At 68.3% G+C, this 24,882-nt stretch carries 25 protein-coding genes and 1 other RNA gene; 18 read left to right on the top strand and 8 right to left on the bottom strand.

What is annotated here, in order from left to right:
• Positions 1-100 precede the first annotated feature (100 nt).
• Positions 101-3,463 (top strand): PAS-domain containing protein, encoded by a 3,363-nt coding sequence (locus tag ACK4SG_RS01295; RefSeq protein ID WP_409599056.1) that lies wholly within the window; start codon positions 101-103, stop codon positions 3,461-3,463.
• Positions 3,464-3,540: 77 nt separating this feature from the next.
• Positions 3,541-4,194: a response regulator gene (locus ACK4SG_RS01290; protein WP_409599055.1), complete on the top strand. Its 654-nt coding sequence runs from the start codon at positions 3,541-3,543 to the stop codon at positions 4,192-4,194.
• Positions 4,195-4,282: 88 nt separating this feature from the next.
• Here ACK4SG_RS01290 and ACK4SG_RS01285 read toward each other — a convergent pair whose 3' ends face one another.
• Complete coding sequence (locus ACK4SG_RS01285; protein WP_409599054.1) at positions 4,283-7,231, bottom strand: Rne/Rng family ribonuclease; 2,949 nt, start codon at positions 7,229-7,231, stop codon at positions 4,283-4,285.
• Positions 7,232-7,681: 450 nt separating this feature from the next.
• On the opposite strand from ACK4SG_RS01285, the gene ACK4SG_RS01280 reads away from it, so the two are divergent.
• Positions 7,682-8,647 carry an RluA family pseudouridine synthase gene (locus ACK4SG_RS01280; RefSeq protein ID WP_409599053.1) on the top strand — a complete coding sequence of 322 codons (966 nt, stop codon included), beginning with the start codon at positions 7,682-7,684 and terminating at the stop codon, positions 8,645-8,647.
• A gap of 31 nt (positions 8,648-8,678) precedes the next feature.
• Here the strand turns inward: ACK4SG_RS01280 and ACK4SG_RS01275 are convergent, their stop codons facing one another.
• The gene (locus ACK4SG_RS01275; protein ID WP_409599052.1) at positions 8,679-9,020 is read right to left on the bottom strand and encodes a 4a-hydroxytetrahydrobiopterin dehydratase; all 342 of its coding nucleotides are present in this window, start codon (positions 9,018-9,020) and stop codon (positions 8,679-8,681) included.
• A 75-nt stretch (positions 9,021-9,095) separates the two neighbouring features.
• Here ACK4SG_RS01275 and ACK4SG_RS01270 point away from each other — a divergent pair, with 75 nt between their 5' ends.
• Both ACK4SG_RS01270 and ACK4SG_RS01265 read left to right on the top strand, forming a co-directional pair.
• Positions 9,096-9,689, top strand: a complete 594-nt coding sequence (locus ACK4SG_RS01270; RefSeq protein WP_409599051.1) for an NfuA family Fe-S biogenesis protein — start codon at positions 9,096-9,098, stop codon at positions 9,687-9,689.
• 15 nt (positions 9,690-9,704) lie between these two features.
• The gene (locus ACK4SG_RS01265) at positions 9,705-11,405 is read left to right on the top strand and encodes a hypothetical protein (protein WP_409599050.1); all 1,701 of its coding nucleotides are present in this window, start codon (positions 9,705-9,707) and stop codon (positions 11,403-11,405) included.
• Between the two features lie 73 nt (positions 11,406-11,478).
• Here ACK4SG_RS01265 and ACK4SG_RS01260 read toward each other — a convergent pair whose 3' ends face one another.
• Genes ACK4SG_RS01260 through asnS form a run of 3 tightly spaced genes read right to left on the bottom strand, consistent with a single transcriptional unit; the run spans position 11,479 to position 13,506 of the window.
• Positions 11,479-11,784 (bottom strand): hypothetical protein, encoded by a 306-nt coding sequence (locus tag ACK4SG_RS01260; RefSeq protein WP_409599049.1) that lies wholly within the window; start codon positions 11,782-11,784, stop codon positions 11,479-11,481.
• On the bottom strand, positions 11,781-12,086 hold the full coding sequence (locus ACK4SG_RS01255) for a hypothetical protein (RefSeq protein ID WP_409599689.1): 306 nt from the start codon (positions 12,084-12,086) through the stop codon (positions 11,781-11,783). Before ACK4SG_RS01255 ends, ACK4SG_RS01260 begins: the two co-directional genes overlap by 4 nt.
• 19 nt (positions 12,087-12,105) lie before the next feature.
• On the bottom strand, positions 12,106-13,506 hold the full coding sequence (asnS, locus tag ACK4SG_RS01250; RefSeq protein WP_409599048.1) for an asparagine--tRNA ligase: 1,401 nt from the start codon (positions 13,504-13,506) through the stop codon (positions 12,106-12,108).
• Positions 13,507-13,569: 63 nt separating this feature from the next.
• On the opposite strand from asnS, the gene ACK4SG_RS01245 reads away from it, so the two are divergent.
• The 12 genes from ACK4SG_RS01245 (at position 13,570) to ACK4SG_RS01190 (ending at position 22,880) form a co-directional block, all read left to right on the top strand.
• Positions 13,570-13,911, top strand: coding sequence for a HesB/IscA family protein (locus ACK4SG_RS01245; RefSeq protein WP_409599047.1), 342 nt, complete (start codon positions 13,570-13,572; stop codon positions 13,909-13,911).
• Between the two features lie 146 nt (positions 13,912-14,057).
• Positions 14,058-14,471, top strand: coding sequence for a 30S ribosomal protein S6 (rpsF, locus tag ACK4SG_RS01240; RefSeq protein WP_409599046.1), 414 nt, complete (start codon positions 14,058-14,060; stop codon positions 14,469-14,471).
• An 11-nt stretch (positions 14,472-14,482) separates the two neighbouring features.
• The gene (rpsR, locus tag ACK4SG_RS01235; RefSeq protein WP_409599045.1) at positions 14,483-14,713 is read left to right on the top strand and encodes a 30S ribosomal protein S18; all 231 of its coding nucleotides are present in this window, start codon (positions 14,483-14,485) and stop codon (positions 14,711-14,713) included.
• Between the two features lie 113 nt (positions 14,714-14,826).
• The gene (gene rplI / locus ACK4SG_RS01230; RefSeq protein WP_409599044.1) at positions 14,827-15,282 is read left to right on the top strand and encodes a 50S ribosomal protein L9; all 456 of its coding nucleotides are present in this window, start codon (positions 14,827-14,829) and stop codon (positions 15,280-15,282) included.
• A gap of 208 nt (positions 15,283-15,490) precedes the next feature.
• Positions 15,491-16,903: a replicative DNA helicase gene (locus tag ACK4SG_RS01225; RefSeq protein ID WP_409599043.1), complete on the top strand. Its 1,413-nt coding sequence runs from the start codon at positions 15,491-15,493 to the stop codon at positions 16,901-16,903.
• A 66-nt stretch (positions 16,904-16,969) separates the two neighbouring features.
• Positions 16,970-18,109 (top strand): alanine racemase, encoded by a 1,140-nt coding sequence (gene alr / locus ACK4SG_RS01220; RefSeq protein ID WP_409599042.1) that lies wholly within the window; start codon positions 16,970-16,972, stop codon positions 18,107-18,109.
• 52 nt (positions 18,110-18,161) lie between these two features.
• Positions 18,162-18,845 (top strand): hypothetical protein, encoded by a 684-nt coding sequence (locus ACK4SG_RS01215; protein ID WP_409599041.1) that lies wholly within the window; start codon positions 18,162-18,164, stop codon positions 18,843-18,845.
• A 57-nt stretch (positions 18,846-18,902) separates the two neighbouring features.
• The gene (locus ACK4SG_RS01210; protein ID WP_409599040.1) at positions 18,903-20,399 is read left to right on the top strand and encodes a WS/DGAT/MGAT family O-acyltransferase; all 1,497 of its coding nucleotides are present in this window, start codon (positions 18,903-18,905) and stop codon (positions 20,397-20,399) included.
• A gap of 91 nt (positions 20,400-20,490) precedes the next feature.
• A complete protein-coding gene (locus tag ACK4SG_RS01205; RefSeq protein WP_409599039.1) occupies positions 20,491-21,165 on the top strand; it encodes an OmpA family protein in 675 nt (224 codons plus the stop codon).
• Positions 21,166-21,307: 142 nt separating this feature from the next.
• Positions 21,308-21,661: a transfer-messenger RNA gene (gene ssrA / locus ACK4SG_RS01200) on the top strand.
• A gap of 440 nt (positions 21,662-22,101) precedes the next feature.
• A complete protein-coding gene (locus tag ACK4SG_RS01195; protein WP_013262364.1) occupies positions 22,102-22,380 on the top strand; it encodes a DUF1778 domain-containing protein in 279 nt (92 codons plus the stop codon).
• The gene (locus ACK4SG_RS01190; RefSeq protein WP_409599038.1) at positions 22,377-22,880 is read left to right on the top strand and encodes a GNAT family N-acetyltransferase; all 504 of its coding nucleotides are present in this window, start codon (positions 22,377-22,379) and stop codon (positions 22,878-22,880) included. Before ACK4SG_RS01195 ends, ACK4SG_RS01190 begins: the two co-directional genes overlap by 4 nt.
• A gap of 15 nt (positions 22,881-22,895) precedes the next feature.
• Here the strand turns inward: ACK4SG_RS01190 and ACK4SG_RS01185 are convergent, their stop codons facing one another.
• The 3 genes from ACK4SG_RS01185 to ACK4SG_RS01175 all read right to left on the bottom strand — a co-directional run bounded on the left by ACK4SG_RS01185 (position 22,896) and on the right by ACK4SG_RS01175 (position 24,347).
• On the bottom strand, positions 22,896-23,327 hold the full coding sequence (locus ACK4SG_RS01185; RefSeq protein ID WP_409599037.1) for a LacI family transcriptional regulator: 432 nt from the start codon (positions 23,325-23,327) through the stop codon (positions 22,896-22,898).
• Positions 23,324-23,830 carry a zinc ribbon domain-containing protein gene (locus tag ACK4SG_RS01180; RefSeq protein WP_409599036.1) on the bottom strand — a complete coding sequence of 169 codons (507 nt, stop codon included), beginning with the start codon at positions 23,828-23,830 and terminating at the stop codon, positions 23,324-23,326. The genes ACK4SG_RS01185 and ACK4SG_RS01180 overlap by 4 nt, the downstream gene beginning before the upstream one ends.
• A 187-nt stretch (positions 23,831-24,017) precedes the next feature.
• A complete protein-coding gene (locus ACK4SG_RS01175; RefSeq protein ID WP_409599035.1) occupies positions 24,018-24,347 on the bottom strand; it encodes a DUF2924 domain-containing protein in 330 nt (109 codons plus the stop codon).
• A 20-nt stretch (positions 24,348-24,367) separates the two neighbouring features.
• Between ACK4SG_RS01175 and ACK4SG_RS01170 the strand changes: the two genes are divergently transcribed.
• Entirely contained in the window at positions 24,368-24,841 is a 474-nt protein-coding gene (locus ACK4SG_RS01170; RefSeq protein ID WP_409599687.1) for a hypothetical protein, read from the top strand.
• Positions 24,842-24,882: the final 41 nt, after the last annotated feature.

Here is a 24,882-nt window from a genome sequence, read left to right as displayed (position 1 = left end):
CGGGGCAGTGCGGCGGCGGGCCTCGGCCCGCCGTCGCGTTATGCTCGCCGGCCATGGATCGCCATGACGTCCCGCCGTTCCCGTGCCTGAAGGTGCCGCGATGCTGAGCATCGCTTCGGTCGTTGCCGCCGCACTGCTCTGGCTGGGCCTGCTGTTCGGCGCCGGGCTGTACGCGGAGCGCCATCCCGGCGTGTTCGCCCGCCACTGGCGGCATGTGTATGCGCTTTCACTGGCGGTGCATTGCACATCGTGGACCTTCTACGGCACGGTGACCCAGGCGGCGCGCTACGGCTGGCCGCTGCCGCCCACGTTCGTTGGCGCCATCCTGTTCTACGCGCTGGCCATCGGGTTCATGGCGCACCTGGTGCGATTGGCCCGCGAGAGCAATGCCACCTCGCTGGCCGACCTCATCGCCACCCGGCTGGGCAAGGATGCGTGGCTGGCGGCCGTGGTCACGCTGGTGGCGGTGCTTGGGCTGATTCCCTACATCGCGCTGCAGTTGCAGGCGATCACCATGAGCCTGGCCACCGTCACCCTCGGGCCAGGCGCGCCGGGTGGGGATGCGCCGCCGCTATGGCGCGATGGCGCGCTGTACGTCGCCTTGGCGATGGCGCTGTTCGCCATTCTGTTCGGTACCCGACGGGTCAGTGCCGCCGAGCATAACCGCGGGCTGGTGCTGGCACTGGCGTTCGAGTCGCTGTTCAAGCTGGTCGCCATGCTGGCGCTCGGGGCGTTCGTCTGGTTCGGCCTGCGTGGCCTGGATGTGGCGCCTGCCATCTCGGTTCCGCCTGCGTCGGGTGGTTTCATCCCGCTGGTCTTGCTGGGTGCACTCGCCATGTTCGTGATGCCGCACCAGTTCCATGTCGGGGTGGTGGAATGCCGCGACGAGGCCGACGTGCGCACCGCGCGCTGGCAGTTCCCGCTTTACCTGCTGCTGATTGCGCTGCCCACGCTGGCGCTGGCCCGGGCCGGTGCGGCGCTGCTGGGTGATGCGGTGCCCACCGACATGTACGCGTTGGCCCTGCCGCTGGCACGCGGCAATACGGCGCTGGCATTGCTGGTGTTTCTGGGCGGCCTCAGCGCCGCCACCGGCATGGTGATCGTGAGCACGCTCACGCTGAGCCTGATGATCGGCAACCACTGGTTCGCCCCGGGCCTGCTGCGCAGTGCGTGGGCACGCGGGCAGGGCGACGACCACCGCGGCGACCTGCTGCTGTTGCGCCGGGTCGGGATCATTGCGCTGATGCTGCTGGGCTGGGCGTACAGCCGGCTGGTCAGCGGCAACGAGGCGCTGGCGGACGTCGGCGCGGTGTCGTTCTCGGCGCTGGCGACGCTGGTGCCAGCACTGGGCTTCGCGGTCTGGCGGCCGCAGACGCCTGCCGTCGCCGCCACGACGGGCGTGCTGGCCGGGTTTGCCGCGTGGTTGTGGGTGATGCTGGTGCCGACGCTGGTGGCCGCGATGGGCGGTGACCTTGGCTGGTTGCGCAGCGGCCCGTTCGGCATCGCGGCGCTGGCGCCGGATGCGCTGTTCGGCCTGACCGGTTGGAGCCGCTTGGGCCGCGCCGTTGGCGTCAGCCTGTTCGTCGGCACGACGATGACGCTGCTTGTGGCGGCGCTGCGCGGCGCGCCGCACCGCCGGCAGGCGGGCGCAGCCGATCGGGACAGCCTGCGTGATGCCGGCCGCCGTTTCCTGCCCGCTGCACGGGTGGATGCCCTGCTGCGGCATGCGCCCGCCACCGGCCCGGTGCCGGCGCGGATTGAATCGAAGCTGGAACACGAGCTAGCCGCCGTGCTGGGCAGCGCCTCCGCGCGCCTGCTGCTGGACGCCGCGCGGCGCGACCCCGTCGACGATGCCGACCGCCGCGGCGCCGACCTCGACACCGTCGCCGCCATCGTCGGCGAAGCCTCGCAGGACCTGCGCTTCAACCAGCGCGTGCTGGAGGCGGCGCTGGAGAACATGAGCCAGGGCATCAGCGTGGTCGATGGCGAGCTGCGTCTGGTGGCGTGGAACCGGCGCTACGAGGAGTTGTTCGGCTATCCGGCCGGGATGCTGCGGGTGGGCATGCCGATCGCCGAGGCGGCGCGCTGGGCGCTACGCGAGATCGCCAGCATTGACCCCGCCCGCGACGCCGCCGCGCTGGAGCGCCGGCTGGCGCACATGCGCGCCGGCACGCCGCACTTGTCCGAGCGCGTGTTCCCCGACGGCAGCATCGTCGAAATCCGCGGCAACCCGATGCCCGGCGGGGGATTTGTCGCCACGTTCACCGACGTCACCGCGTTCCGCCAGGCCGAGGCCGGGCTGATACGGGTGAACGAAACGCTGGAGCTGCGGGTGGCCGAGCGCACCGCACTGCTGGAGGCGGCCAAGCGGGAGGCAGAGCATGCCAACGACGCCAAGAGCCGCTTCCTTGCCGCCATCGGGCACGACCTGCTGCAGCCCCTGCATGCCGCGCATCTGTTCGCCGATACGCTGCAACAGCGCGGTGATGCCGGGCAGCGCGATCTGGCGCGCCAGATCGGGGTGGCGCTGGATTCCACTACGGATTTGCTGACCACGCTGCTGGACATGTCGCGGCTGGAGGCGGGCGGGCTGGTGCCGCAGCCGCGCCCGTTCCCGCTGGCCGACGTGCTGGAGCCGCTGGTCGCGCAGTTCCGCGTGCTGGCCGCACAACACGGTCTGCAACTGGCGTTCGTGCCGACGCGTGCGTGGGTACGCAGCGACCCGCAGTTGCTGCGGCGCGTGCTGCAGAACTTCTTGGCGAATGCGGTGCGCTACACCGCCCGTGGCCGCGTCCTGCTGGGCGTGCGTCGCCACGGCGACGATCTGCGCATCGAGGTGCACGACACCGGCCCCGGCATCGAGGCGTCGCGTCGTGCGGTGATCTTCGAGGAGTTCCGCCGCGGCGACGACGCGCCGGGGCAGGGCCTGGGGCTGGGGCTGGCCATCGCCCGCCGGATTGCCCAACTGCTCGGTTCGGATGTCCTGCTGCACAGCACCCCGGGTCGCGGCAGCACTTTCGCCGTCAGCGTGCCCCGTGCGCCCGTTGCGGCGGTTTCGGGCACGGCCGCCCGTCGCGGTCTGGCGGGCCTACGCGTGCTGGTGGTGGACAACGAGGCCCAGGCTCGCGAAGCGCTGGCCAGCGTGCTGAGCGGCTGGGGATGCGACGTGGTGGCGGTGGCCGATGGCGCCGGCGCATCGGCAGCACTCGTCGAGGGCAGCTTCGACCTGTGGATCTTCGACTATCACCTGGATGCCGGTGACGATGGTGTGGCGCTGCATGCGCGCCTGGCTGCGCGCGTCCCGCCGGCGCCCTGCATGCTGCTGAGTGCCGACCAGACCGGCGCGGTCCGCCTGGCCGCGCAGGAAGCGGGCCTGCCGCTGCTGGTGAAGCCGCTGCGCCCGCTGGCGCTCAAGTCGATGCTGGATCGGATGCTGGCGGCACGCGGGTCGGAGTTTCCCTAGCAGCCGGTGCGGCGAACCCCGCTTGGCCGGAGCAGGGCGTGGCGCTACCTTGTACCCATCGGATCAGGGGAGCCGCCATGGGGATCAAGGTTTACATCGTCGATGACCACGCGCTGGTGCGTGCCGGGTTCCGCCTCATCCTGGGCGCGGAGGCCGATATCGAGGTCGTGGGAGAGGCGGACAGCGCGGAGCTGGCGCTGCCGCAGATCCGCAAGTTGAAGCCGGACGTGGTGCTGTGCGACCTGCATCTGCCGGGCCTCAGCGGGCTGGAGCTGACCGAGCGGGTCGTCCGCGGCGATTACGGCACGCGGGTCATCGCGGTGTCGGTGCTGGAAGACGGCCCGATGCCGCGCCGCTTGCTGGAGGCGGGCGCTTTCGGCTACGTCGGCAAGGCCTGCGATGCGTCCGAGCTGCTGCGCGCGGTGCGTGACGTGGCGCGCGGGCGCAAGTACCTCGCCAGCAGCATCGCCCAAGGCATGGCGTTGTCCGGGTTGCAGGGGGATTCGGCATCCCCGTTCGACACGCTGACGCCGCGCGAGCTGGAAGTCGCCCTGCTGCTCAACCAGGGCCTGCGCCAGGAGGCGATTGCCCGCCAGCTCAGCCTGAGCGCCAAGACCGTGAACACCCACAAGACCCGCCTGTTCGAGAAGCTGGGCATCCACGACAACATCGCGCTGGCGCGTCTGGTCAGCCAGTACGGGCTGGTCGATCCCGCGCACGCGGTGCACTGAGCGCACGCCCCCATCCACTGCCTTGCCCATGAAAAACGGCGCCGGTGACCCCGGCGCCGTTTTTCGTTTTCCTGCCTGCAAGCGCCGGTCAGACGTTGCGCGTGGCCTCGTCGTCCGCGGCAGGGGTGGCCGCGTTGGCGGCCGCTGGCGCGGTGATATCGGGCAGCGACTCGAACAGGCCCGGCGTCGGGTTGGCGTTGTGGGCAACGGCATCCGCTGGCACCTCCGCGTCCGGCGTGGTGGCCTGTGCGCCGGCCTCGACGCTGGCCTCGACGCTGGCCACGTTGGAAGCCATGGCCTCGGCCATTGCCGGGGCGTGCGCCGCGGTGGTTTCCACTACCGGCGCCATCGCTGCTGCGGCATCCGCGCTGGCGTCGACCGACGCCGTCGCGGTGGTCGCATCCACCGGCGGCAGTGGCACGGGCGACGCCTCCGCAACGACGGGGGCGGCTTCCTCCCGGATCGCCTGCGTGGTGGCATCGGTGGAAGTCGCCGCCGTCGCCATCGCTTCCTGCGGCGCGATGCCAGCGGCGGTGGCCATCGACGCTGCCGGGCTGGCAGCGGGAGCCGGGGCCGGTGCCTGGGGCGATGGCAAGGCGGCCGGCTTCGGTGCCTTGATGTCGTCGAAGTCGAATTCGGGCTGCGCGGTATCGACCGCCACCACTTCGTCCAGCGCCTCGTCCTGCTCCGCTGCGGTGTCGTCCGCCAGGCCCGCGGCTTCGCCGTTGCCACGGCGGCGGCGGCGGCCGCCACGCCGGCCACGGCGGCGCTTGCTGCCGGCTTCACCTGCGGTGCTGTCCTCCTGGCCCGGCGCACCGGTCGCGGCGGTGTCCGCGGCCATGGCGATCGGCGCCTCGGCATCCGCCGGTACTGGCGATGGCACGTTGGTCTGCGGCGCTGCGGTGGTTGCGGCGATCACATCCGCTGCCGCTGCGGTGTCGGCGGCGACTGGCGTAGCGGGGTCCGCCGGACGATCCGGGCGCGGCGGACGCGGCGGCTTCTGCGGCTGGGCCTGCTTGTCCTGCCGCGGCTGCTCCTGCTTCTGCGGCTGGGCCTGGCGGTCCTGCTTCTGTGTCTGCGGTTGTTGCTGCGGCTTATCCTGCTTCGGCTGCTGCCCCTGGGGCTGCTTCTGCTTTTGCTTCTGCGCCTCGCCACGGTTGTCCCGCTGGCGGTTGTCGTCGCGACGACCATCGCGGTTGCCACGGCCATCGCGCTCGCTGCGGCGGTTGCCGCGCTCGTCGCGGCGGCCGTTGCCATCGTCGCGGGTTGCGGGTTGGGCCGATGCCGCCGGCGCAGCGCCGAACAAGCTGCGCAACCAGCCCAGCACACCGCCGCCCTGCGCGGCGACCTTAGGCGCCGGCTGCGGTGCCTGTGCGAATGCCGGGGCGATTGCCGGCTGGGGCTCTTGCGGCATCGGCTTGGGCTCGCGCAGCGGGGCCGGCTGCGCAGGCTTGACCTTGGTCACCGCCGGCGGCGGGATGTTGAGCTGGGCCTTGGTGAGGGCGATGGTGTTCAGCTTGCGCGGGGTGCCGCGCTGGTAGCTGGGCTTGCTGGTTTCCTCGCCCATCTCGTTGTCTCGGATGCGCGTGACTTCGTAGTGCGGCGTTTGCAGTTGCTCGTCGGCCACGATCACGATCGGTGCGTCGTGGCGGCGCTCGATCTCGCGCAGCGCGCTGCGCTTCTCGTTGAGCAGGAAGTTGGCGATTTCCACCGGGGCCTGCACCAGCACCTGGCCGGTGTTGTCCTTCATCGCGTGCTCCTCGGCGACGCGGATGATGGACAGGCTCAGCGATTCGACGCTGCGCATGCGGCCGTGGCCCTCGCAGCGCGGGCAGACGATCTGGCTGGCCTCACCCAGGCTGTTGCGCAGCCGCTGGCGGCTCATCTCCAGCAGGCCGAAGCGGCTGATGCGTCCGATCTGCACGCGCGCACGGTCGTATTTCAGGGCGTTCTGCAGCCTGTTTTCGACTTCGCGCTGATGCTTGCTGGAGGACATGTCGATGAAGTCGATGACCACCAGCCCGCCGAGGTCACGCAGGCGCAGCTGGCGGGCGACTTCCTCGGCCGCCTCCAGGTTGGTGTTGAACGCGGTTTCCTCGATATCGCCGCCCTTGGTGGCGCGTGCCGAGTTGACGTCGATCGCGGTCAGCGCCTCGGTCTGGTCGATCACCAGCGCACCGCCGGAGGGCAGGCGGATGGTGCGTTCGTAGGCGTTCTCGATCTGCGACTCGATCTGGAAGCGGTTGAACAGCGGCACATCGTCCGTGTAGTGCTTCAGCTTGCGCTTGTTGTGCGGCATCACCTGCTCGACGAACTCCAGCGCCTCGGCGTACATCTCCGGGGTGTCGACGAGGATTTCACCGATGTCGGAGCGCATGTAGTCGCGCAGGGCGCGCACGATCAGGCGCGACTCCTGGTAGATCAGGAACGGCGCCGGCTTGGTCAGCGCGGCTTCGGCGATCGCGCGCCAGATGCTGAGCAGATAGTCCAGGTCCCACTGCAGCTCTTCCGCGTCGCGGCCGACGCCGGCGGTGCGGATGATCACGCCCATGTCGTCGGGGATGGTCAGCGCGTCCATCGCCTTCTTCAGCTCGGCGCGATCGTCGCCCTCGATCCGCCGCGACACGCCGCCGGCGGTGGGCGAGTTCGGCATCAGCACCATGTAGCGGCCAGCCAGCGAGATGAACGTGGTCAGGGCGGCGCCCTTGTTGCCGCGCTCCTCCTTGTCCACCTGCACCACCACTTCCTGGCCCTCGCGCAGGAGTTCCTTGATGCCGGCCTTGTTGGGATCCACGCCGGCCTGGAAGTAGTCGCGGGAGATTTCCTTCAGCGGCAAAAAGCCGTGGCGCTCGGCACCGTATTCGACGAAGGCCGCTTCGAGGGAGGGCTCGAGCCGGGTGATGCGGCCCTTGTAGATGTTGGATTTCTTGTTGTCACGCGCGGGTTGTTCGATGTCGATGTCGTACAGGGTCTGCCCGTCGACAATCGCGACCCGCAGTTCTTCCGCCTGCGTGGCGTTGATGAGCATTCGCTTCATAGTGCGTTCCTTCTGCGCCCCTCGCCCGGTCACGGGCGATGCGCGGAACGCCATCGGCGTTTCGCTTCTGGAGACCGCGAAGCGCGCGGCCGCGCGGGGCGCGGGCCGGGCTGCTCTTGAGTTTTCCAGCGCTGCCACACCACGGCGAACCGCGGGAGCGCTTGTTCCTTGGTTTTAGTGTTGCAGGGCCGGCGACCGCCACGCCAAACCTTGCGGAATGGGCGCGTCGCGCGGGGCGTTGTTCAACGGGGACAGTCACGGCCTACGGCCGGCAACGGGCGGGTTTGCCGCGCAGCCGTTAACATGTCCGCCCCGAGGGTGGTGGCAACGTCACTGCGGCGGGCCTCGCCAGGCAGGCCGGCTTTCGGCCGGATGGGCGTTGTAACGCCCGACTCTTCCTGCGAAATCAAACCCTTGCATCGCCCCCCGAGTGTACCAGATCAGGTCCCGATGACACAGCCGGATTCTTCCCCCAGCGGCGGCGCGCGCACGGTCCGCGTCCCCGAGGACCGTGCCGGCCAGCGGCTGGACAATTTCCTGCTGGGGCAGCTGAAGGGTGCGCCCCGCAGCCTGGTCTACAAGCTGGTGCGCAGCGGCCAGGTGCGGATCAACGGCGGGCGGGCCAAGGCCGAGCGCAAGCTGGAGGCAGGAGATGAGGTCAGGATCCCGCCTGTTCGCATCGAATCGCCGCAGGATGGCGATCGTTCGCCGCCGAAAGGTCTACTGGCGGTGCTGGACGCGGCGATCGTGTTCGAGGATGCGCGCCTGCTGGCGATCAACAAGCCCTCGGGCATCGCCAGCCACGGCGGCAGCGGCATTTCGTTCGGGGTCATCGAGACCCTGCGCGCGCTTCGGCCGCGCGACAGCCTGGAGCTGGTCCACCGGCTGGACCGGGACACGTCGGGCCTGATGGTGTTGGCAAAAAAACGCTCCGCCCTGACGGAACTTCAGCGATTGTTGCGGGAAGATCATGGATCCGGCATCGAAAAGCGCTATCTGGCGCTGCTGGTGGGCCGCATGCCCGGTGGCGTCATGAGCGTGGATGCGCCGCTGCACGTCGGCCTGCGCCAGGGCGGCGAGCGCCATGTGCAGGTCAATCCGGCCGGCAAGCCCTCGATGAGCCATTTCCGGGTGCTGGAGCGGCGGGGCGGTCAGAGCTACTGCGAAGTCCGCATCGAAACCGGCCGGACCCACCAGATCCGCGTCCATGCCCAGCACATCGGCCACCCCGTCGCGGGTGACGACAAGTACGGTGACGCGGCGGCCAACAAGCGGCTGCGCGAGCAGGCAGGGCTGAAGCGCCTGTTCCTGCACGCCTCCACGTTGGAGTTCGCGCTGGACGGTGGCAAGGCCCCGTACACGCTGAATGCCCCGCTGGTGCCGGAGTTGATCGAGGTGCTGGACCGGTTGGGGTGACCCGTTGGGGCGGCCGTCGGAACGCGCGGCGTCAGCCCGCCAGTTGGTCCGCCTTCGCCGCGCAGATGAAGTCGTTCTCGCTCAGGCCGCCCACGTCGTGGGTGGAGAAGCGCACCACGCAGCGGTCGTAGTGCACCGACAGGTCGGGGTGGTGGTTCTCGGTGTTGGCGACATGCGCCAGCGCGTTCACGAACGACATCGTCCGGTAGTAATCCGGGAAGGTGAAGGTTTTGGTCAGGGCGTGGCCCTGCTCGACCAGCTCCCAACCCGGAATTTCCGGCAGCAGTTCGCGGATGCGGGCTTCGCCCAGCCGGTGCTCGTGGCCGCGGCGGACGATGCAGTGCGCCTGCGCGAGGGGGATGAGGTCGGCCATGGGGGTCTCCGTGCGGGGGCTGAACCGGGGTGCGGGCGATGCGCAGTGGCAGCGCTGCGTGGCTAGAATAGCGGCATGATCCAGATTTCCGAAGCCGCGCAGGCGCATTTCCGCAAGCTGATCCAGCGCGAGGCCATTCCGGGCCTGGGCGTGCGCCTGTCGGCGCAGCATCCGGGCACCCCACGCGCCGACGTGCGCTTGGAGTTCGCCGGGAGCGAGGAGCTGGCGGGCGACGAATGGGCCATCGACTGCGAGGGCTTCACGCTGTGGCTGGATGCCGCCAGCGTGCCCTTCCTCGACGGCGCCGAGATCGACTACGCCACCCTGGCGACCGGCGGCCAGTTGCAGATCCGCGCGCCAAAGATCAAGGGGCTGGCGCCGGCTGAGTCGGCGTCGCTGGTGGAGCGCGTGCGTTGGGTGGTTGAAAACGAGATCAACCCGCAGCTGGCCATGCACAAGGGCCACGTCACCCTGACCGAAGTCACCGCGGATGGCATCGTCGTGCTGAACTTCGGCGGTGGCTGCCACGGCTGCAGCATGGTCGATATCACCCTCAAGCAGGGCGTCGAGAAAACCCTGCTGGAGAAGGTGCCGGGCGTGACCGGTGTGCGCGATGCCACCGACCATGCGACTGGCAGCGCACCCTACCTGCCGCACGGCCGGACCTGACGGCGCCGGGCGCGCGTGACGACGGCACAGGAGCTGATCGCCGCGCTGGAGCGCCGCCGCCTGCTCAGGCGTGGCGCGGCGGACGCGCCCAGCGGCATGCCTGCGGGTTGGCAGCGCTGGTTCGACGCGCAGCCCTCGGTCGATGCGGCTGCGGCGCGGGCGCAGGTCGATGCCTGGGTGGCGCCGCTGGCGCAGCGCCTGACTTACGAAAAGGAGGCGCGGGCCACGCGTCTGGGCCTGCCGTTCTTCCATCTGCAGCGCCTGACGCGACCGCCTGACCCGCGCGACGAACGCGCGCTGCGCATCGGCGTGGGCGTCGTGGACATCCTGCTGCATGTCGTGTTGGTGGCGCTGCTACTGTGGCTGATGTACCTGCGCCTGCTGGCGATGGCGCAGCCGCAGGACGATCCGGGCCAGGTCGTGCAGGTGGAATTCATCGGGCGTGGCAATGCCGAAACGGGCGGCGGCGCGAAGGCCAGTGCGGGGGCGCCGGCGTCCGCACCGACGCGATCGGCGGTTTCGCGGCAGGCAGCGCCCGCCGCGGCATCCCGCCCTGCCGAGGTGTCCCCTCCGGCACCCGATCTCGCCCCGGCGGCGTTGGCGCCACCGACGCCGATCGACGCCAGCCGTCCGGTGCCCGCGCTTGCGGAAGCGCCGACCTTGCCGCGCCAGGTGCTGCAGGTCAGTGAGGTGCCCCAGCCGCAGCCCGGCGAATTCCGCCTGCCGCCCCCGCGCGAACGCAGCGTGGCCTTGCCGCAGGCGACGCTGCGCGAGATCCAGCCGCGCCAGCAGGTCGAGGCGGTCCCGCAGCTTGATGCGCCCCGGGTGCGCACGCTGTCGCAGGCCCCGCCGCAGCTGGCGCTGCGGACTCCGGAACTGAAAGAGCAGGTGCGCGAACTGGAGGTGTTCCAGCCCGACAGTGCCCTGGTGGTGCGCGAGCGGGCCGCGCCGGCCCCGCGGACGCCGGCAGTGCAGGTGCCGCAGCTGCGTGGCGAAGTCCGCGCGCTGCCACTGCGCCCCGAGGAGTCAGGTGGATCGCCGGCCATGGCCGGTCAGGGGACGACACCGGGGCAGGCGGCCGTGGCAGCGGGCGGCGGACAGGCCGCAGCGGGAACCGGGCAGGGGGCACGCAGTGCATCGGCCGACGGTCGCGGCGTGGCGGCGGACGGCAAGGGCGCCGGGCCCGCCCTGAAACCTGCGCCGGGCGGGTGGCCGGGTGCTGCCAGGAGCGACGACTGGGGGGCATCGTCCCGCAATATCGCCGGCACGGGGTCGGGGCAGGGCACCCGCGATGGCAGCGGCAACAATGGCAAGCCGGGCCTGTTCAACGGCGACGGCAGCGTGCGGCTGCCGGACGAATGGTCGAAGAAAGACGGCCTGGACCTCGATCGCGCCGGTACCTGGCTGCAGCGGCCGGGCCTGGAATATCGCGGCACGCGTTTCGACAGGTATTGGATTCCGGACGGCAATCTGCTGCAGGAATGGGTGCGGCGCGGGATCAAGGAGCTGTCGATTCCGATCCCGGGCACCGGCCTCAAGCTGAAGTGCGTGATCTCGCTGCTGCAGTTCGGCGGCGGCTGCCTGCCGGTCGACCCGGATGCCAACGAGCAGCCGTCCACCGGTCGCGCGGCGCCGGACATCCCGTTCAAGCCGGCGCTGCAGGAAGACAACGGCAGCGTCCGGCCGGTGCCGGTACCGACGAAGCCTTCGCCCTAGTTGACCTTGGTTCGCCGTGGCGTCGGCCAGCCTCGCCGGTGCCGCGCGCCCCGCAGCGGGGGCGAGCTGGGTATCAGGCGCGCGCGCCCAGCGACTGCACCATCCGTTCGCGCAGCGTGGCCTCGTCGCCTGCACTGGGCGGCGTTATCTCCCCCAGCGAGAAGCCGCGGGCCAGCGCGTCGTCCTCGTCCAGGCCATCGAATTCCACGAACTCGGCGTCCATCAGCGCGGCGCACGCGGTGTCCACGCTGTCGTAGGGCAGGGTGTTGCCGTCGCTGTCGAACACCTCGGCGGTGCCGGCATCCCGCTCGCGCAGGCGTGCCCAGACCACGGTGCGCCCAAGGGTGGCCAGCCACCAGCGATCGCGCGGCGCACTCATGTCAGTGCCTGCCCGAGGAACCACAGCACGCCGCCCAGCGCCACGCCGCCCAGGATCACCAGCAGCGAAATGCGCGACGGCGTGGCGAGACCCGACAGGTTGCGGTCGCCGGCGGTGCGATAGCCGCCGCGCAGCAGCCACCACAGGGCGCGCGGCTTCAGGAAGGCGCCTTCGCCCAGTTGAGCGGTGATTTGCGGGTGACGGTCGCGGATATGCACAAGCGTCAGCGGCCAGAAAATCACGAACGCGGTGGCGCCCGCGATCGCGATGGCGAAGGCGAACAGGGCGAGGAACAAAACCAGGTCGGCATCCATGGCGGGCTCAGAACTCCGCGTGGCCGGGCGCGCGCGGGTAGGCGATCGCATCGCGGATATTGGTCAGGCCGCAGACGTACACCACCAGCCGCTCGAAGCCCAGCCCGAAGCCGGCGTGCGGTACGGTGCCGTAGCGGCGGAAGTCGCGGTACCAGCCGTAGTGCGCCGGATCCAGACCGAACTGCGCCATGCGTGCGTCCAGCACGTCCAGGCGTTCCTCGCGCTGGCTGCCGCCGATGATCTCGCCGATGCCCGGCGCCAGCACGTCCATTGCCGCCACGGTCTTGCCGTCGTCGTTCAGGCGCATGTAGAACGCCTTGATGTGCTCGGGGTAGTTCATCACCACCACCGGGCGACCCACGTGCTCTTCGGTCAGCCAGCGCTCGTGCTCGGTCTGCAGGTCCAGGCCCCATTCGACCGGGAACTCGAACTTCCTGCCGGACTTCTGCAGCAGGGAGATGGCATCGGAGTAGTCGATGCGCTCGAACGGCGCATTGATGAAGGCCTCCAGCCGGGTGATGGCGTCCTTCTGCACGCGCTCGGCGATGAAGGCCATGTCGTCGGCGCGCTCGTCCAGCACCGCCTTGAACAGGTATTTGAGGAAGTCCTCGGCCAGGTTGGCGTCGTCGTTCAGATCGGCAAACGCGATTTCCGGCTCGATCATCCAGAACTCGGCCAGATGGCGCGTGGTGTTGCTGTTCTCGGCGCGGAAGGTGGGGCCGAAGGTGTAGACCTTGCTCAGGGACAGGCAGAACGCCTCCACGTTGAGCTGGCCGGACACGGTGAGGAAGGTTTCCTTGCCGAAGAAATCGCGGCTGAAGTCCACGTTGCCCTTGCCGTCGCGCGGCAGATTGGCCAGATCCAGCGTGGACACCCGGAACATCTGGCCGGCGCCTTCGGCATCGGAGGTGGTGATGATCGGCGTGCTGATCCAGTAGAAGCCGCGCTCGTGGAAGAAGCGGTGCACCGCCTGCGCCAGGCAGTGGCGGATGCGGGTGACGGCACCGAACAAGTTGGTACGCGGCCGCAGGTGGGCGTACTCGCGCAGGTATTCCAGCGAGTGCTGCTTGGGCTGCATCGGGTAGGTCAGCGGGTCCTCGACCCAGCCGACGACCTCGATGCTGGATGCCTGCACCTCGAAGCTCTGGCCCTGGCCTTGCGACTTCACCAGCGTGCCGGTGGCGATGACCGCGCAGCCGGTGGTCAGGTGCTTCACCTCGGACTCGTAGTTGGCCAGGGTGTCGGGGGCCACCACCTGGATGGGCGCGAAGCAGGAGCCGTCGCTGACGTTGACGAAGCTCAGGCCGGCCTTGGAATCGCGGCGGGTGCGCACCCAGCCGCGCACGGAAACCTGGCCACCTTCCGGCACGTGCCCGGCCAGTGCCTGGGCCACGGAGATCGTCGTCATCTTGAAATCCTGCGTTGCAAGCCTGAAATAGAACGCGCAGTTTACCGGAGCTACAATCCCCGCATGGCCATCCAGCTCACCGATTCCGCACGCGCCCGTATCCGGGGCTATCTCGAAGCCGATCCCCAGGCCCTGGGCCTGCGCTTCGGCGTGTCCCGCAGCGGTTGCTCGGGTTGGGGTTACAAGGTGGACATGGCGCGCCAGCAGCAGGCCGACGATGTGGTGTTCGACGACGGCGGCGTGCGTATCTACGTGGATGCCGCCAGCCTGCCGCAGGTGGACGGCACCCGCATCGACTTCGTGAAGCAGGGCCTGAACGAGCAGTTCACCTTCGACAACCCTAACGTGACCGGCGGCTGCGGCTGCGGGTCCAGCTTCACCACCGCCCCCGACGCGCGCGCCTGAATTTGCACGCAACCCCTTGATTCGCCATAATGGCGGGCTCCCGCTCGCGGGAGGCTCTTGCCCGAACGCGCCTGCCCGTCCATCGGCAGGTGGCCGAGGGCTGTCCGGCCGGCATCGTGCCAGCCGCCATCCACAAGGAAACCACCATGCGTCACTATGAAATCGTGTTCCTGGTCCATCCGGACCAGAGCGAGCAGGTCCCGGCGATGATCGAGCGCTACAAGGGCGCGATCGAAGCCGGCAACGGCAAGATCCACCGCCTGGAAGACTGGGGTCGCCGCCAGCTGGCCTACCCGATCCAGAACCTGGTGAAGGCGCACTACGTGCTGATGAACATCGAGGCCGAGCAGTCCGTGCTGGACGAACTGGTCAACACGTTCCGCTTCAACGACGCCATCCTGCGCCACCTGGTCATCCGTCGCGACGATGCCGTGACCGAACAGTCCCTGATCATGAAGAACAAGGACGAGAAGGGCGACAAGCCCGAGCGTCGCCGCCGCGACGACGAGAGCGACAGTGCCGTGGGCACTGGCGAATCCGACAACGCCGAAGCCGCCTGAGGAGCACGTCCATGTCCAAGTTCTTCCGCCGCCGCAAGTTCTGCAAGTTCACCGCCGAAGGCGTGACCGAGATCGACTACAAGGATCTCAACACCCTGCGCCAGTACCTGACCGAGACCGGCAAGATCGTGCCCAGCCGCATCACCGGTACCAAGTCGAAGTACCAGCGTCAGCTGCAGAACGCCATCAAGCGCGCGCGCTTCCTGGCGCTGATCCCGTACACCGACAACCACAATATCTGATGCCTCGCCAGCGCTGGCCGGCCTTGCCGCCGGCCCGCCGCTGGCAGTATCCCCGTCCGATTCGGACAGCACCCGTTGCAGGCATCGCCTGCTAACGAATACGGAGCACCACCATGCAACTGATCCTCCTGCAGAAGGTCACCAACCTGGGCAATCTCGGCGACAAGGTCGACGTGAAGCCGGGTTACGGCCGCAACTTCCTGGTCCCGCAGGGCAAGGCCGTGCCGGCCACTGCTGCCAACCTGGCCGAGTTCGAAGCCCGGCGCGCCGAGTACGAAGCCAAGGCTGCCGCCACCCTGGACGCGGCCACCGCCCGCCAGGCCAAGCTGGCCGATGCCAGCGTGACCGTTGCCGCCAACGCCTCGACCGAAGGCAAGCTGTACGGCTCGGTCGGCCCGCGCGAGATCGCCGAGGCCCTGACCAAGCAGCTGGGCGTCGAAGTGAACAAGTCGGAAGTGGTGATGGGCGAAGGCCCGCTGCGCCACACCGGCGAGTTCGAGGTGCACGTGCACCTGCACGCCGACGTCGATGCCACCGTCAAGGTGGTGGTGGTGCCGGAAGCGGCCTGATCCTGCCGCAGCCAGCCACACCGGGACGGGCGCCGAAAGGCGCCCGTTTCGTTTTCCGGAGCGTCGGCGTCGCAGCGGGTGAGATGCCCACCGGTTATCCACAGGGTTATCTGCAACGCTTCCCGCCGGAGCCGACTACGATGCCCGTATCCACTGAACAACAACGAGCGGCCCGCAACGACGGGGCGCCGGGGGAGTCACGCAGCCGATGAGCGCCAGGCCAGGGGCACGCCAGGAATCCAGCTTCAAGACCCGCAACGACCAGCGGGTGGAACAACTGCGCGTCCCGCCGCAGTCGATCGAGGCGGAGCAGGCGGTGCTGGGTGGTCTGATGCTGGACCCCAGCGCGTTCGACCGCGTCGCCGACCAGCTGGTGGACGAGGATTTCTACCGCCGCGACCACCAGCTGATCTTCCGCGCGATTCGCGAGCTGGTGGAAAAGAACCGGCCGTGCGACGCGGTGACCGTGGGCGAGTGGTTCGACTCGCAGGGCATCGGCGAGCAGGTTGCCGGCGGCGCCTATCTGGTGGAGCTTGCCGCCAGCACGCCCAGCGCGGCCAACATCAAGGCCTACGCCGAGATCGTGCGCGACAAGGCGATCCAGCGGAAGCTGATCGACGTCGGTACCGCCATCGTCAACGACGGCTTCCAGCCGGAGGGGCGCGACTCCGGCGAGCTGCTGGCGAAGGCCGAGCAGGAAGTGTTCGCCATCGCCGAGGGGCATTCGCGCGGCAAGCAGGACTTCGTGCCGGTGCGGCGCGCGCTGGCCGAGGCGTTCGAAGTGCTGCAGAAGCGCGCCGAGAACGGCAGCGGCGTCACCGGCCTGCCCACCGGCTATGTCGAGTTCGACCAGATGACGGCCGGGTTGCAGCCTACTGACCTGGTGATCCTCGCGGCGCGTCCGGCGATGGGCAAGACCACCTTCGCGCTCAACATCGCCGAGTACGGTGCGTTGAAGTCGAAAAAGGCGGTGGCGGTGTTCTCGATGGAAATGTCCGCCGCGCAGCTGGCGCTGCGCCTGATTTCCTCGCTGGGCCGGGTCAATGCGACGCGCCTGAAGACGGGCGATCTGGAGGACGAGGACTGGAGCCGCGTCACCGGCGCCATCGCGCAGATGAACGGCGTGAAGATCTTCATCGACGACACCCCCGGCCTGTCGCCCGAGGTGCTGCGTGCCAAGGCGCGCCGGCTCAAGCGCGAGCACGATCTTGGACTGATCGTGATCGACTACCTGCAGCTGATGCAGGTGCCCGGCAACAGCGAGAACCGCGCGACCGAGATTTCCGAGATCAGCCGCTCGCTGAAGGGGCTGGCCAAGGAGCTGAACGTGCCGGTGATCGCGCTGTCGCAGCTCAACCGTTCGTTGGAATCGCGCACCGACAAGCGCCCGGTGATGGCCGACCTGCGCGAATCCGGCGCGATCGAGCAGGACGCCGACATGATCGTCTTCATCTACCGCGACGAGTACTACAACAAGGAAAACTCGCCGGACAAGGGGCTGGCCGAGATCATCATCGGCAAGCACCGAAACGGCCCCACCGGCAGCTTCAAGCTGAAGTTCTTCGGCGAGTACACCCGCTTCGACAACCTCGCGCACGACAGCGTGGGCAGTTTCGAATAGGCCATGCGCCCTCTTGCCCGGTCGCCGGCTAGGCAGCGCCGGGCGTGCGTGGTCGAATAGCCCTCCATGAGCGAACCTCTGAACCAGCGTCCCACCCGGATCGTGGTCGATCTGGACGCCGTGGGCGGCAACCTGCGTGCCATCCGCCAGCGCGTCGGCGTGCCGGTCATGGCCATCGTCAAGGCCAACGCCTACGGCCACGGGCTGGTGCCGGTGGCACGGCATCTGGTGGCGCAGGGTGCGGAACAGCTGGGCGTGGCCTTCGTGGAAGAGGGCGAGGCGCTGCGGCGCGCCGGCATCACCGCGCCGATCCTGGTGCTGGGCGGCATCCTGGGCCGACAGGTTGCATCGCTGCTGCGCAATGACCTTGAGATCACGGTGTCGTCGCTGGACAAGCTGCGGCAGGTGGAGGCCGCCGCGGAGGCGTTGGGCCGCAAGGCGGTCATCCACCTGAAGGTGGATACCGGCATGGAGCGGATTGGCGTGCACAGCTATTCGTGCGGGCCGCTGATCGAGGCCGCGCTGGCGTCGCGCTGGTGTCAGATCAAGGGCATCTATTCGCACCTTGCCTGCGCCGACGACCCCGCATCGCCGATGACCGCGCTGCAGTTGGAGCGCTTCTCTGAGGCATGCGCGCACTTCGACCGGCTGGGCGCGCCGATGCCGATCCGCCACCTGGCCAATTCCGGCGGCGTGCTGCATTTCCCCGACACCTGGCTGGACATGGTGCGGCCCGGGATCATCCTGTACGGCGTGCTGCCGGACCCCGACGCGCACCGCACCGTGGAGTTGCGTCCCGCGCTGTCGCTGATTTCGCAAGTGGTGTACTTCAAGGTGGTGCGCGCCGGTCATCCGGTCGGCTACGGCGCCACCTGGGCGCCACCCGCTGGCACCCGCGTGGTCACGGTGCCCATCGGCTACGGCGACGGCTATCCGCGCGCGCTGTCCAACAACGGGGAGGTGCTGATCCGCGGGCGACGGCGCCCCATCGTCGGCCGCCTGTGCATGGACCAGTTCATGGTGGATCTCGGGCCGGACGGCACCGCCTACGTCGAGGACGACGTGGTGCTGATCGGCAGCCAGGGCGAGGAGACGATCCGCGTCGAGGACGTGGCCCGGCGCGCCGGTACCATCGCCTACGAAATCCTCACCCGCCTCAACGAGCGCGTGCCACGCGAATACCCGGGCGTCTCCCAACCCGGGTAAACCGTTTGCCTGCCGGCGGCATCCCTGTAGCGTTGCCCACGGATGCGCCGCGATGCCCGGATACCGTTTCCCCTTCGATCCCCGCAGCCTGCTCGCGCTGGTGGCGCTGTGCTGGCTGGCGTCCTTCGCCCACGAGTTCACGCACCACCTGGCCGGCCTGGTGCTGTGCGGGCCCAGCGGGCGGATGAGCCTGAGCCTGTTCGCACTGGCCGACGGCTGCGATGCGCGCTGGCCCTGGACCACCGCCGCCGGCCCGGCGCTGAGCTACGTGTTGATGTGGGCCGGCATGGTACTGGTGCTGCGCGGCCGCGCACCGTGGTGGGGGTTCGCCCTGGTCATCGCCAACAAGCCGCTGATGCGGCTGCTGACGGCGGCGACCGGCGGTGGCGACGAGGGGCGCCTGTGGTCGCTGGTTGCACCACGTGCCGCGCCGTGGCCGGCCACCGTCACGGTGCTGGCATTGGTGCTGCCGCCGCTGTGGGCGTGCTGGCGGGCGCTGCCGCCGGGGCGCCGCGGCTGGATGTTGCCGGCTGCGCTGCTGCTGCCGATGCTGCCCCTGCTCGGGGTGCCCGCCATCGATGCCGCGGTGTACGGCGACTGGATCCACGGGCGGGTTGTCCTGCTGGCGGCGCTGGGCGTGCCTTATTCGGTGTGGGCGACGGAAATCGGTGTCCTGCTCCTGTTGTGCCTCGGCCTGGGCATGCAGTCCGCATGGCGGGACGCAGGCCCGCGTTGACCATCTGCAAGCCGGCGTGATTCACTCGCCCGGAGCCCGGGGAGAGCCGCAATGCCGATGTCCAAGCCGCGTCCGAAGCGTTCCAGGGAGGCGCCGCGCCGGCGCCCGAAGCGCGAGCCGATGTCGCGGGTGGACACCGCCTGGCTGCGGATGGAGCGGCCAACCAACCCGATGATGATCACCGGCGTGCTGATGTTCGCCGAGCCGATGTCGCTGGCGCAGCTGAAACGGGTGATCCAGCAGCGCTTCCTCGCCTATGCCCGGTTCCGGCAGAAGCCGGTCGACGGTGCCGCCGGCGCGCAGTGGGTGGAGGACGAAAACTTCGACCTGGACTGGCACGTGCGGCTGTCCGGCTTGCCGGGGCGGCCGGGCAGGGCGGCCGAAAAGCGCGCGCTGGAACGCTTCGTCAGCCAGCTGGCTTCCAGCCCGCTGGACCCTACCAAGCCGCTGTGGCAGTTCCACCTGGTCGAGCGCTACCAGGGCGGCTCCGCCGTGGTCGCCCGCATCCACCATTGCTATGCCGACGGCATCGCGCTGGTGCAGGTGCTGCTGTCGCTCACCGATACCAGCCGCGAATCGTCCTCGGCCTCGCGCCTCGACAAGGCCTGGTTGAAGGAGCAGGCGGCGCCGGTGGCGCGACGTGTCGGCGCGATGGAGCGCTACATGAAGCTTGGCGGCAAGGCGCTGGAGCAGGGCATGGCGATGATGCAGGACCCGTCCTTGGCCACGCTGCTGGCGAAGGAGGGCGGCGACATCGCGCGCGAGCTGCTGTATGCGCTGTCGCTGCCGGACGACCCCCCGTCGCTGCTGCGCGGTCGCTTGGGGGTCAGCAAGCGCGTGGCCTGGGCCGAGCCGCTGGACCTGGAGGAAGTGAAGGCGGTCGGGCGCGCCTGCGGCTGCACCGTCAACGACGTGCTGATGGCCGCCGCCGCCGGTGCGCTGCGCGGCTACATGCGCGAACGCGGCGAGGCGCTGGACGGCCTGAGCCTGCGCGCCACGGTGCCGGTCAACCTGCGCCCGCTGGAGCACGCGAAGAAGCTGGGCAACCACTTCGGCCTGGTGTTCCTCGATCTGCCGGTGGGCGAGGACAATCCGCTGCGGCGCCTGCAGCGCGTGGCCGAGTGCATGAACCAGCTCAAGCAGTCGCGCCAGGCGATCGTGGCCTACGGCCTGCTGGCGGCGCTGGGCATCGCCCCGCAGCCCGTGCAGGAGATGGCGCTGGAGCTGTTCAGCCGCAAGGCCAGCGCGGTAGCCACCAATGTGCCCGGCCCGCAGCAACCGCTCTACATGGCGGGCTGCACGCTGCGCGACATCATGTTCTGGGTGCCGCAGACCGGCTCGATCGGCCTGGGTCTGTCGATCCTCAGCTACCGCGGCAAGGTGCACTTCGGGCTGATCGCCGATGCGCGCCTGATCCCCGACCCGGATGCAGTGGTGCGGCGTTTCGGCGAGGAGTTCGACAAGCTGCTGTACCTGGTGATGATGGGCGGCTGGGACGCGCCGCTGGACGCCGAGGCGGCCGAAGCCCTGCTGCAAGACGCAACCGTGGCTTAACGGGCGCGGGGCCGTTCACATTCAGGCCACGCAGTGCCTCCTAGCCTCTGCTGCGCACATCCGCTGCGCCATCCAAGACGAGGACATCCGCATGAAGCCCCACATCAAGCTTGCCATCCTGGGCGTATGCCTGGCCGCCTTCACCGCCGGCTGTGCCACCTACACCGGCCAGACCAACGACCCCAACGACCCCAACCGCACCAAGCGCGGCGCGTTGATCGGCGCGGCCATTGGTGCCGCCGCGGGCCTGCTGAGCGGCGACAGCGCGGTGGAGCGTCGCCAGCATGCCATGGTCGGCGCCGGCATCGGCGCGCTGGCAGGCGGCTCCATCGGCGCCTACCAGGACCGCCAGGAAGCCCAGCTGCGCCGCGCCACCGCCGGTACCGGCGTGGACGTGACCCGCGACGGCGACGTCATCAAGCTCAACCTGCCGGATGGCGTGACGTTCGATTTCAACCGGACCGACATCAAGCCGCAGTTCTATCCGGCGCTGAACACCATCGCCAGCACCCTGCGCGAGTACAACCAGACCATCGTCGAGGTTAGCGGCCACACCGACAACATCGGCAGCGACGCGGTCAACCAGCGCATCTCCGAGCAGCGCGCCAATGCGGTGGCCAGCTACCTGATGGCGCAGGGCGTGCAGCGCGAACGCTTCGAGATTGTGGGCATGGGCAAGCGTTTCCCGATTGCCAGCAACGACACCGAGCAGGGCCGCGCGCTCAACCGCCGGGTGGAAATCCGCCTGCTGCCGCTGCGCTCGTAAGCCGTTCGTCCTTGCAGGCATCCGGAACGGGCCGCCACGCGCGGCCCGTTTCCGTTGCGCCGGGTGAACGCCCCGGCACGCCGGGCTTGTGAACCCCGGCGCCGCCCCTATACTGGCGGTGTCGGTGAGATCGACGCTTCCCGGGGGTGCACTGGCTTCGACGGGGGTCGCGAAATCGCACGGCGCATGCCGAGGGGGTAGCTTTCCTCGCTAATCCAGCTGCAAAACTCATAGTTGCCAACGACGACAACTACGCTCTGGCCGCTTAAGGCCTAGCCCCGAACCCACTTGTGCCTGTGCTCGTGGATGTAGGGTCATTATCACAGGATAGGTTCCGGCGGCGACCCGCCAACCGGCTCCGAAATTTAGCGGGTGTGGATGACGGCGTGCTTCGCACGGTGTGTTGCCGGCATCCGAGACCAAACACCGGGCTAAGCATGTAGTGCCGGGCATGGAGTGCCTTCGGACGGGGGTTCAATTCCCCCCACCTCCACCAATAACAAAACCCCAACCGTTCTCGGTTGGGGTTTTTTCTTGCCCGATCGCACCGGTTCCCGCGTGTTCTTGGGGGTTTCTGCGGAAACCTGCGGACTGCACCGGTCAGCCTCTCAGCCCGTTCTGGGCCACATTCCACTCTCTCCTGGCCATTCCTCGCTCCGACCTCGCTCCCTGAAACCGGCCCGAAGTCCGCAAAGGCCGCAAATCAGCCCCATACAGATCAATGGGTTACGCGCGGACGAATCAAGCGGTTGGATTGCAGCATCGGGTGGCGACGGAAACGCTGCGGTTGCATTTCGTCGGTCGTTATCGAGCACTACCGACACATTGCAACGCAGAAGTACGTGCTTGGATGCTGGCCAAGATAAGAAACACCTTGTCAGGACAATGTCCGGACGCCTACAATAGAGACATCCAAAATCTGTCCGGAGGGGCACCATGAGCACCCTGAATCTTTCCAAGACCGAACGCATTGACGTTCGTGCCAGCACGCCAGTCAAGCAACTGCTGCAGGATGCTGCGCGCGCCTGCCACAAGAACGTCAGCGAGTTCCTGCTCGACGCGGGCGTGACGGCGGCCGCGCAGACGCTGGCAGATCGTCGCCAGTTCGTGCTGGACGATACGCAGTGGCAGGCCTTCCAGGAGGCGCTGGACCGCCCGGTGCAAAGCAAGCCGCGTTTGAAGAAGTTGTTACGTGAACCCGGGGTGCTGGGTTGAGCAATGACTACTCCCCCGTTCGCAAGCTGCTTGCTACGGATCAGGTCGATGCGTTCGACTGCGGCCAGACCGCGCTGAACCAGTTCCTGCAGCGCTACGCGCTCGTCAACCAGAAGGCCAACAGCGCGCAGACCTATGTCTGCTGCCTGGGTGACATGGTGGTCGGCTTCTACAGCCTGGCCGTTGGTAGTGTCGATCCGATTGCTGCGCCGTCGAGGGTCATGAAGGGGCTGGCGCGCCACCCGGTGCCGGTCATGATCCTGGCGCGACTCGCGGTGGACAAGGCGCATCAGCGTAAAGGTTTGGGCCAAGCCTTGCTCAAGGACGCCCTGCTGCGCACCGCACAGGCCGCCGACATCGCCGGCATCCGCTGCCTGTTGGTCCATGCGAAAGACGACGCAGCGCGGCAGTGGTACGAATCCTGGGAATTCGAGCCCAGCCCGACCGATCCGTACCACCTGTTCCTGATGCTCAAGGATCTCAAGGGCTTGTTGAGCTGAGGTGGTGTCTCCACCTCAGAGCCCGACTCTCACCCGCTGCTCATCCCACAGCGCTGGCGGGTCCACCGCCAGATCGAACAACGTGATGTGGTTCGGCAGCGTGTCATCCAGAATGGCCGCCACGATGTCGGGTGCCAGCGTGGTCAGATTGACCATCCGGCTGACGTAGCTGTTGTCGATTCCTTCCCGCGTGGCGATCTCCTTCAAGGACTTCGCTTCCCCCGATTCCAGCATGGCCAGCCAGCGGTGGCCCCTGGCCAGCGCCAGTTGGATGGAGGTCGGCGCCATGTCCCACGGTCTGACCGGCGCGGTTTCGCCGTTTGGCAAGGTGACCAGCTTACGGCCGCTGCGCCGTTTGATCTGGATCGGCACGGACAGGGTCAGCCGGCCATCACTCGCCTCAACGATGCCCGGCTCGCCGGTTTTCTGGATGCGGATGTCGCTCATGCCAGGGCCTCCTCAGTTTGCTCGACCGGCTCGGGGCGCAGTTCAAGCACCAGCCGCTCGATGCCGTTGGCGCGCAGTCGCACTTCGAGGTCATTGGGCGACACGATCACCTTCTCCACCAGCAGCTTGACGATCCGGGTCTGCTCCGCAGGAAACAGTTGATCCCAAATCGCATCAAGCCGGGTCATGGCCACGGTGATCTTGGCCTCGTCCAGCGTCGGGTCGAGCTTGATCGCCTGTGGCAGCATGTCGCCGAGCAGATTCGGGGCACGCAGGATCGCGCGTAGTTGATCGAGCACTGCCGATTCGAGTTCTGCGGCAGGCAGTCGCGGCAGACCCGAGGCGCCGGCGTGTTCCTTGGCGTCGCGCTGGGGCACGTAGTAGCGGTAGCGCCGGCCGTTCTTCTTGGTGGTGTGCCACGGCGACAGTGCGCGGCCATCGTTGCCGAACACGATCCCCTTGAGTAAATACGCCACGGTTGCCCGCGTTGCATTGCCGCGCACCCAGCCATTGGTGGCCAGAATCGCGTGGACGCTGTCCCACAGTTCGCGGCTGATGATGGGCGGGTGGCAATGTAGGCGTGACCGGCATCGCGCTGGGCATCGATGGAGTTGTATTCCTGGTCCAGCCCTTCATCGGTGGATTTGCGCGTGTAGACCGCGCAGCGCATGCGGCGCTTCAAGACTTCGCTCATCGACCACCTCTCTTCTTGGTTGTGGGCTTGGTTTTGGCAGTGGATGGCGGCTTGAGTCCAAAGAACAGCGGCCCCGACCAGCGCATGCCGGTGATTTCGCGGGCGATCATTGAGAGACTCGGGTACATGCGTCCCTGGAAGTCATACTGACCGTCGGCGGTCGCGATCACGCGGTACTCGACGCCTTTGTATTCCCGGACCAGCGCGGTGCCGGCGGCCGGACGGTAATCGCGGTCGCGTTTTTTCACCTTGCCGGTTTCGACCAGAGATTCGATGCGACGCTGGTTGCGATCCAGCAGGTTGGCGTCGACCTTGCGGAACTCCAACTCCTGCAGCCGGTACCCGTATCGAAAGCCTGGTCATCCGCGTCGCGCAGGAATTCAACGACGTCCGCGCCAAGGCAGGCAACCTGGCCAACCTCACCACCACCGACAAGTCAAATCTGGTCGCGGCCATCAACGAACTGAAAGCCGCCGTAGTGTCCTCGGCAGTGATCGACGATGCGCACGTCGCGGCCACGACCACGTACTCGTCCAACAAAATCGTCTCGCTGCTCGATGCGCTCAAGACCGAGATCTTGGGTGGTGCCGATGCCGCCTACGACACGCTGGTGGAAATCCAGCAACTGCTGCAGAACGGCACCAGTGGCCTAGATGCCTTGCTGGCCGCCGTCAACAACCGTGTGCGCTTCGATGCGGCGCAGTCGCTGACCGTGGCCGAGCAACTTCAGGCACGCAGCAACATCGGTGCTGTCGCGGCCAGTGATGTCGGCAACACAGACACTGACTTCGTCGCGGTCTTTGTGGGTGCGCTGGTCTGATGAGTCTCGCATCGCGCATCAGTGCGCTGGCCAGTCGTGTC

The organism is Thermomonas sp. (genome assembly GCF_046293095.1).
GTDB lineage: Bacteria > Pseudomonadota > Gammaproteobacteria > Xanthomonadales > Xanthomonadaceae > Thermomonas.
The sequence above is the reverse complement of the archived record's forward strand: the minus strand, read 5'-3'. Positions and strand labels throughout refer to the sequence as shown.